This window comes from Methyloceanibacter sp., assembly GCF_051306395.1.
Taxonomy (GTDB): domain Bacteria; phylum Pseudomonadota; class Alphaproteobacteria; order Rhizobiales; family Methyloligellaceae; genus Methyloceanibacter.
In genome coordinates this window covers 1-2910 of sequence record NZ_JBPPND010000107.1, presented here as the reverse complement: position 1 = coordinate 2910, position 2910 = coordinate 1, and the positions used below count along the sequence as shown (strand labels likewise).

The window sequence follows — 2910 nt, the reverse complement described above, 5'->3', positions numbered from 1 at the left end:
GGATCAAGCCGAGCGTGATGCCGACATCCTCGCCGCGGCCCAAGAGATTGTCCGGATCGAACAGACGGAAGGCGAGGCCGAGCAGCGTGGCGTTGGGGGCGAGCGTGATGTAGCGCTTGTCCCAGGTGAGCCTGATGCCGAGCGTCTCCCGGCCCTTGTGCAGGCCCTTGGTCACCACGCCCACATCGCGCATGGTGGCGGCGTCGGAGCCGGAGAACGGGCCTGTAAGCGCGAAACAGGGAATCTCTTCACCCTTCGCGAGCCGCGGCAGGTAATGCGCCTTCTGCTGTTCGGTGCCGTATTTCTCGATCAGCTCGCCGGGACCGAGCGAGTTCGGCACCATGACGATGGTGACGCTGTCGGCGCTCTTTGACGCGATCTTGCCGAGCACCAGCGATTGCGCCTGGGCCGAGAAGCCCAAGCCGCCATGCTCTTTCGAAATGAGCATGCCGAGAAAGCCTTGCTCGCGGACGAACTGCCAGATGTCGTCCGGCACGTCGTGCAGCTCGTGGCGGATGCGCCAATCGTCGAGGCGCTTGCAGAGTTCTTCCGTGGGGCCATCCAAAAATGCGCGCTCTTCGTCGGTGAGGGAGATCGGCGCCACGCGGCGGAGCTTGGCGAAGTCCGGCGTGCCTGAGAACAACTCCGCGTCCCAGCCGGTCGTGCCAGCTTCCAGCGCCTCGCGCTCGGTTTCGGAAATCTTCGGCATCGCGCCCTTCAGGGCGCGGTAGGCAGGTAGCGTGAGATATTGACGCTTGAGATCGGGAACGCTCGCGGCGAACAGCAGGCCGGCGACCAGCCAGAAGGCGAAGGTCCAGAACGGAAAGCCAAGGCCGATCTGAAGAATGAGCGTGAAGAGCGCGACGGCGACCGCCCAGGTGCGAAACGTGGCGCGGTTCATCGCCAGCGCGAAGAACGCGGCCACGGAGAGAACAGCAAAGATTAGCTCAGCCACGGGCGGCCTCCAAACTCGCCTTGATCCCGATGCGTCCCCGACCCATGCGCACTCTCAGACGCAGGCCGCACCCTGCGCGCGGCGCGCGCAAAAGGCGGTCTTTCGCCCTCTATGGTGCCGATGGGCCATGGACTCAAGGGTCTTCTCGCGTTTTCCGCGCCCGCGCGAATCGCCGGGACTGGCTGATGTTAGACAGCAAAACTATCGACGCACTTAACACGAAAACCCGACACTTCCTTGTAAGCACGGGGTGAATTGGCTAAGCAGGGCTTGGCAATTGTCTGGCCCAAATAAGCTGGGGAACATCATGACGGAAGAGCCAGAGCGCCCACAGCTCAGCCCCTATCAGGTCCAACTCGAAGAGGGCAAACGCTACGCCTGGTGCCGCTGCGGGCGGAGCCAGAAGCAGCCCTTTTGCGACGGCGCCCATGCCGGCACCGGCATCGAGCCCCTGATGTTCACCGCCGAGCGCACCGAGATGGCGCTGCTGTGCGGCTGCAAGGACACCGGCGATCCGCCTTATTGCGACGGGTCCCACATGCTGCTCTGAATTTGGGCATGCACAGGGCGAGCCCTTCTTGCTAGAAAGACCAAAGTGGGTACGGCTCACTTTCTTTAAGTCTGCAATGCCCGTTCGGGGGAAGGCGAGGCAGGCGTTTCCATGGCCTATTTCCTTCAGCAGCTGATCAACGGTCTCGCCCTGGGGTCCATCTACGGGCTGATCGCCATCGGCTACACCATGGTCTACGGCATCATCGGCATGATCAATTTCGCCCATGGTGACATCTTCATGGTGGGGGCGTTCATCGCGCTGATCGCTTTCCTGGCGCTCACGGCGCTCGGCGTCACGGCGATCCCTCTCGCGCTTCTTATCGTGCTGATCCTCGCCATGGCACTCACCGCCGTGTGGGGCTGGACGGTGGAGCGCCTCGCCTACCGGCCGTTGCGTGAATCCTTCCGGCTGGCGCCGCTCATCACTGCCATCGGCATGTCCATCGTGCTGCAAAACTTCATCCAGGTGGCGCAAGGCGCGCGGGTGAAGCCGCTCCAACCCGTCATCACCGGCGGCTACGAGCTGTTCAAGCAGGGCGAGTTCACGGTGATCGTCTCCAACATCCAGATCCTCATCGTGGTGACGATGCTGGTGCTGATGACCGCCTTCTGGCTTCTGATCAATCGCACCGCTTTGGGACGCGCACAGCGCGCTTGCGAGCAGGACCGGCTGATGGCGGCGCTGTCGGGCGTCAATGTGGACCGCACCATCTCGCTCACCTTCGTGCTCGGCGCAGGCCTCGCGGCGGTCGCAGGGCTCCTGTACCTGCTCTATTACGGCGTGATCGATTTCTTCATCGGTTTCATCGTCGGCATCAAGGCGTTCACCGCGGCCGTGTTCGGCGGCATCGGCTCGATCCCCGGCGCCATGATCGGCGGGCTCATCATCGGGCTGATCGAGACGTTCTGGTCCGCCTACTTCACCATCGAGTACAAGGACGTGGCGGCCTTCTCCATGCTCGCCATCGTGCTCATCTTCTTCCCGACGGGCCTCCTGGGGCGGCCCGAGGTCGAGAAGGTCTAGATTGGCCGGGCCCGGCACATCGTTCCGTCAGCGGCTCTCATCAGCCCTCGCCGATTCCCTGATCGCCGCGATAATCGCCTTTGCCCTCTTCTCGCTCGTGCTCGGCCTGCGCACCGAGGACAATGTTACCGGGCTGACGCTTCAGCCGCGGCCCATGCTGCTCGCGGTCGTGGTCGGAATCGTGTTCTTCGGGCGGCTCCTCCTCAACCTGTTCGTCTGGCAGGCGGAGTATCCGCTCACCGCGCCCTTCGCCAAGCTGTTCACGCGGGAGCCTTTCGAGAGGCGCGATATCATGGTGCTCGGTGCGACGGCGGCATTCGGCGCGATGGCGTTTATCGTTTCCGCCCTGCTCGACGCACCGGCGCTTGAGCTGATCGGC

At 63.4% G+C, this 2910-nt stretch carries 4 protein-coding genes; 3 read left to right on the top strand and 1 reads right to left on the bottom strand.

Going from position 1 to position 2910, the window contains the following annotated elements; translation table 11 throughout:
* A partial coding sequence (locus ACSLE4_RS05940; protein WP_435903558.1) for an acyl-CoA dehydrogenase family protein occupies window positions 1-955 on the bottom strand: 955 nt, incomplete at its 3' end.
* A gap of 307 nt (window positions 956-1262) precedes the next feature.
* Between ACSLE4_RS05940 and ACSLE4_RS05935 the strand changes: the two genes are divergently transcribed.
* From ACSLE4_RS05935 to ACSLE4_RS05925, 3 genes are all read left to right on the top strand, one after another.
* On the top strand, window positions 1263-1505 hold the full coding sequence (locus ACSLE4_RS05935) for a CDGSH iron-sulfur domain-containing protein (protein ID WP_435903557.1): 243 nt from the start codon (window positions 1263-1265) through the stop codon (window positions 1503-1505).
* 111 nt (window positions 1506-1616) lie between these two features.
* Window positions 1617-2531 carry an ABC transporter permease subunit gene (locus ACSLE4_RS05930; protein ID WP_435903556.1) on the top strand — a complete coding sequence of 305 codons (915 nt, stop codon included), beginning with the start codon at window positions 1617-1619 and terminating at the stop codon, window positions 2529-2531.
* A 1-nt stretch (window position 2532) separates the two neighbouring features.
* A partial coding sequence (locus tag ACSLE4_RS05925; RefSeq protein ID WP_435903555.1) for a DUF3382 domain-containing protein occupies window positions 2533-2910 on the top strand: 378 nt, incomplete at its 3' end.

Excerpts from the sequence above, each read along its gene's own strand:
- ACSLE4_RS05930 (WP_435903556.1), top strand. The coding sequence starts at position 1,617 with ATGGCCTATTTCCTTCAGCAGCTGATCAACGGTCTCGCCCTGGGGTCC.
- ACSLE4_RS05935 (WP_435903557.1), top strand. The coding sequence starts at position 1,263 with ATGACGGAAGAGCCAGAGCGCCCACAGCTCAGCCCCTATCAGGTCCAA.